At 74.0% G+C, this 5,386-nt stretch carries 1 protein-coding gene and 1 pseudogene; both read left to right on the top strand.

The features are described from left to right. Window positions 1-201 (top strand): annotated as a pseudogene (locus FCI23_RS64510) (CurL C-terminal domain-containing protein); the annotation flags it as partial. Between the two features lie 99 nt (window positions 202-300). Beyond that, on the top strand, window positions 301-5,386 hold a 5,086-nt coding region (locus FCI23_RS53785; RefSeq protein WP_211265889.1), incomplete at its 3' end, for a type I polyketide synthase.

The raw sequence follows: 5,386 nt of genomic DNA, 5'->3' as shown, positions 1-5,386 counted from the left end.
GTGGTGCCGGTGGTGGTGTCGGCGCGGGATGAGGTGGCGTTGCGGGCGCAGGCGGGGCGGTTGCGTGAGTTTTTGGTGGCGCGGCCGGAGTTGGGTGTGCTGGATGTGGGGTGGTCGGCGGCGGTGACCCGGGCGCATCTGGAGCAGCGTGCTGTGGTTTCTGCGGCTGATCGTGAGGGTCTGCTGGCGGGGTTGGCGGCGTTGGCTTCGGGTGAGCCGGGTGCGGGTGTCGTGCAGGGTCGGGCGGTGTCGGGGAAGACGGCGTTCGTGTTTTCGGGTCAGGGGGCGCAGCGGGCGCGGATGGGTGCGGAATTGGCTGCTGGGTTCCCGGTGTTCGCTCGGGCGTTGGGAGAGGTGTGCGGGGAGCTTGATCCGTTGCTGGAGCGGCCGCTGTCGGAGGTTTTGGCTGCGGAGGCGGGGTCGGCGGATGCGGAGTTGCTGAACGATACGCAGTTCACGCAGGCCGGGTTGTTCGCGGTCGAGGTGGCGTTGTTCCGGTTGGTGGAGTCGCTGGGGGTCCGGCCGGACTTCCTGGTCGGTCACTCGGTGGGTGAGATCGCTGCGGCGCATGTGTCCGGGGTGTTGTCGCTGGCGGACGCGAGTGTGCTGGTCGCGGCGCGGGGCCGGTTGATGAGCGCGCTGCCGGCCGGTGGCGGGATGGTGGCGGTTCAGGCCGCCGAGCGGGAAGTGGTCGAGTCGCTGGCCGGGTTCGAGGGTCGGCTGTCGGTGGCGGCGGTGAACGGGCCGCGGGCGGTGGTGGTGTCGGGGGAGCAGGATGCTCTCGATGAGTGGCTGGCGTTGCCGCTGTGGCGGGACCGGAGGACCACGCGGTTGCGGGTCTCGCACGCGTTCCACTCGGCGCTGATGGAGCCGATGCTGGACGAATTCGCGGAGGTGACGGGGCGGTTGAGGTTCGCCGAGCCGGCGATTCCCGTGGTGTCGAACCTGACCGGGACGGTCGCGTCGTCCGGGGAGTTGGCGGATTCGGCGTACTGGGTGCGGCATGCGCGGGAGGCGGTCCGTTTCGCGGACGGTATCACCACGCTTGCGGGGCTGGGCGTGACGCGGTTCTTGGAGCTGGGCCCGGATGGGTCGTTGACCGCGCTGGCCCGTGGTGTGCTGGATGGCAGCGACACTGAGGCTGTGCTGGTTCCCGCGCTGCGGGCCCGCCAGGGTGAGCCGGACGCGTTCGCCGGGTTCCTCGGGCAGGTACATGCCGCCGGGATCACGGTGGACTGGCCGGCGTTCTACGCCGGGGCCGGCGCCCGGACCGTACCCCTGCCCACCTACGCCTTCCAACACGAACGCTACTGGCTGTCGTCGGGCGCCACCGGGGCCGGCGCGGCCGCGGGCGGGGCCGAACCCGTCGACCACCCCTTGCTGACCGCGGGCGTGCGGATCGGCGACCAGGACCAGTGGCTGTTCACCGGGCGGTTGAGCCCCGAGACGGACGCCTGGGTCACCGAGCACATGCTGTTCGGCACGGTCGTCGTGCCCGGCGTCACGCTGGTGGAGCTCGCGCTGACGGCGGGCGGCCAGGTGGGCTGCCCGGTCGTGGAGGAACTGGTCCTGGGAACCCCCCTGTTGCTGGCCGGCGACACCGCGGTGCAGCTCCAGGTCACCGTGGCGGAAGCCGACGAGAACGGCCACCGTGCCGTCGCGATCTACACCAGCCCGGAGGGCGGCGAGCGGGGCGACACGATCTGCCACGCGCGCGGCGTGCTCGCCGTGGAGACCGAGGCCGAGGCCGGGCTCGAGCCGGCCCCGGACTGGTCGGCGCAGTGGCCGCCGGAGGACGCCGAGCCGGTCGCGGCCGAGCGGCTGTACGACCAGCTCACCGAGCTCGGGTACGACTACGGGCCGGTGTTCCAGGGCATGCGGGCGGCCTGGCGCGACGGTGATGACATCTACGTCGAGGTCGCGCTGGAGGACGAGTACACCGACGCCGCCGGGGAGTTCGGCATCCACCCGGCGCTGTTCGACGCGGTGGTGCAGGGCGGCGTGCCGTTCTTCGCCGGTGGCAGCGAGCACAAGATGCCGTTCAGCTGGACCGGTGTCCGGCTCGGGCACCGGGGCTCCTCTCGGCTGCGGGTCCGCGCCGGGGCCATCGGCGACTCGACGGTCCGGCTCGACGCGGTCGACGACTCCGGCACCCCGGTGGTGTCGGTGCGGTCGCTGGTCCTCCGGCCGGTGGACCAGGCGCAGTTGGCGGGTGCCGGGCGGTCGACCGACGGGTCGCTGTTCACGGTGGAGTGGTCCGAGGTCGCGGCCGCGAACGGCACCGCCCGGGCGAGCGTCGCGGTGCTCGGCGAGGCCGCGGTGCCGGGTGCGGGTGCCGGTGCCGGTGCGGCTGCCGGCACGGGCCTGGAGGACGGCGCGGGCGCGCAGGCCGGTGAGCACTTCGCGGATCTCGACGCGCTGGTCGCGGCGGTGGCGGCGGGTGCCGCGGTGCCGGACGCGGTGGTGGCGGCGGTGCCGTCCGGGGCGTCGGCGCCCGACGGTGACGCGGTGGACGTGGCGCGGTCCGCCCATACGGTGGCGGCGCAGACGCTGGGCCTGGTGCAGGAGTGGCTGGCGGCGGAGTCGCTGTCGGGCGCGCGGTTGGTGCTGGTGACCCGGGGCGGGATATCGGCGGGTGCGGAGGCGCCGGATGTGGCGGCGGCCGCCGCGTGGGGCCTGGTGCGCAGCGCGCAGTCGGAGCACCCCGGGCGGTTCGTCCTGGTGGACCTGGACCCGGCGGCCGACGGCGATGGGGCCGGCCCGGAGATTGCCGTGCTCGCCGCGCTCGACGAGCCGCAGGTCGCGGTGCGCGGCGGGCAGGTGCTGGCTCCCCGGCTGACGCGGGCCGTTGCGCCCTCGGCGCCGGGAACCGGGCCGCTGCTCGGTGCTGGCGCGGACGGTGCGGTGCTGGTGACCGGTGGCACGGGTGGTCTGGGCGCGCTGGTCGCCCGGCACCTGGTCACCTCCGGTGGTGTCCGGTATCTGGTGCTGGCGTCGAGGCGAGGTCTTGAGGCGCCGGGTGCGGGCGAGTTGGTGGCGGAGCTGGAGGCTGTGGGTTGCCGGGTGCGGGTCGCGGCGTGCGACGTGGCGGACCGGGAGCAACTGACCGCGCTGCTGGGGTCGTTGGAGGTCCCGCTCGCGGGCGTGGTGCACGCGGCCGGTGTCCTCGACGACGGTTTGCTCGCGTCGATGACGCCGGAGCAGTTGGACCGGGTGATGCGGCCGAAGCTGGACGCGGCCTTGCTGCTGGACGAGTTGACGGCCGGGATGGACCTCCAGTCGTTCGTGTTGTTCTCCTCGGTCGCGGCGCTGATCGGAAGTGCGGGCCAGGGCAACTACGCCGCCGCGAATGCCGGGTTGGACGCGCTGGCGGCAAGGCGGCGGGCGCAAGGGCGTCCGGCGGTGTCGCTGGCGTGGGGCCTGTGGGCGGCCGAAACCGGGATGACCGGGGAACTGGACACCGCCCAACTCGCCCGGCTGGAGCGGATGGGTGTCCAGCCGCTCTCCTCGGAGTTGGGCCTCGAACTGCTGGACGCGGCTCAGCGGGTGGACGCCGCGCTGGTCGCGCCGGTACGGCTGGACCTGGCCGCGTTGCGGGAACAGGCGCAGGCCGGGACTGCGGTGCCGTTGCTGGCGGGGCTGGTCCGTACGCCGGGCCGTGCGGCACGTGCCGGCGGCGGCGGGTCGCTCGCGACGCGGCTCGCGGGCGTGGACCGCGAGAAGTGGGAGCGGGTGACGCTCGACCTGGTGATCGCGCAGGTGGCGGCCGTCCTCGGGCACGCGTCGGCGTCGGCGGTGGACTCGGGTCGGGCCTTCAAGGAGCTGGGCTTCGACTCGCTGTCCGGAGTGGAGCTGCGGAACCGGCTGGCCCAGGCGACCGGCGTGAAGCTGCCCGCCACGCTCGTCTTCGACCACCCGACCGCGATCGCGGTGGCGCGGTTCCTGGTGACCCAGGTTCCCGGGTCTGGCGCAGGCGCCGGGAAGGCGGTGGCCGCGCGGGTGCCGGCCCGGAAGCGCGCCGACGCGGACGAGCCGCTGGCGATCGTCGGCATGAGCTGCCGCTACCCCGGCGGCGTGTCGTCGCCGGACCAGCTGTGGGACCTGGTCGCTGCCGGCCGCGACGCGATCTCGGGGCTGCCCGGTGACCGCGGCTGGGACCTGGAGCGGCTGTACGCCCCGGACCCCGACCAGACCGGCACCGTGTACACGCGCGGCGGCGGATACCTGGACGGCGCCGGGGACTTCGACGCCGGGTTCTTCGGGATCAGCCCGCGCGAGGCGCTGGCGATGGACCCGCAGCAGCGCCTGCTGCTGGAGGGTGCGTGGGAGGCATTCGAGGACGCGGGGATCGACCCGGGCTCGCTGCGCGGCAGTGACACCGGCGTGTACTGCGGCGCGGTCGCCTCCGAGTACGGCCGTGGGGCGACGCCGGAGCTGGAAGGCTTCAAGCTGACCGGCACCACGACCAGCGTGGTCTCGGGGCGGCTGAGCTACACGTTCGGCTTGCAGGGTCCGGCGGTCTCGGTGGACACCGCGTGCTCCTCGTCGCTGGTGGCGATGCACCTGGCGGCGCAGGCGCTGCGCAACGGTGAGTGCTCGCTCGCGCTGGCCGGCGGGGCGACGGTGATGTCCGGGCCGTTCCTGCTGGTGGAGTTCTCCCGGCAGCGCGGCCTGTCGCCCGACGGCCGCTGCCGCTCGTACGCCGACGGGGCCGACGGGACCGGCTTCTCCGACGGCGTCGGCCTGGTGGTGATGGAGCGCCTCTCGGACGCCCAGCGCCTGGGACACCACGTGCTCGCGGTGATCCGGGGCAGTGCCGTCAACCAGGACGGCGCCTCCAACGGGCTGACCGCGCCGAGCGGACCGGCCCAGGAGCGCGTGATCCGGAACGCGCTGGCCGCGGCCGGGCTCCGTCCCGACCAGGTGGACGCGGTCGAGGGCCACGGCACCGGCACCCGGCTGGGTGACCCGATCGAGGCCCAGGCGCTGCTGGCGACGTACGGCCAGGACCGCGACGCCGAGCGGCCGCTGTGGCTCGGCTCGATCAAGTCGAACATCGGCCACTCCTCGGCCGCGGCCGGCGTGGCCGGGGTGATCAAGATGGTGCAGGCGCTGCGGCACCGGCAACTCCCTGCCACCTTGCACGTGGACGCCCCGTCCTCGCACGTGGACTGGGAGTCCGGCGCGGTCCGGCTGCTGACCGACGCGCAGCCCTGGACCGACCCCGGCCGTCCGCGCCGTGCCGCCGTGTCGTCCTTCGGTGTCAGCGGCACGAACGCGCACGTGATTTTGGAGGAGGCGCCGGCGGTCGTTGAGGAGTTGGAGTTGGAGCGGGGGAAGGGTCTTCCGGTGGTGCCGGTGGTGGTGTCGGCGCGGGATGAGGTGG

The sequence above is a fragment of the Actinacidiphila oryziradicis genome (assembly GCF_005047355.1).
Classification (GTDB): domain Bacteria; phylum Actinomycetota; class Actinomycetes; order Streptomycetales; family Streptomycetaceae; genus Actinacidiphila; species Actinacidiphila oryziradicis.
The sequence above is the reverse complement of the archived record's forward strand: the minus strand, read 5'-3'. Positions and strand labels throughout refer to the sequence as shown.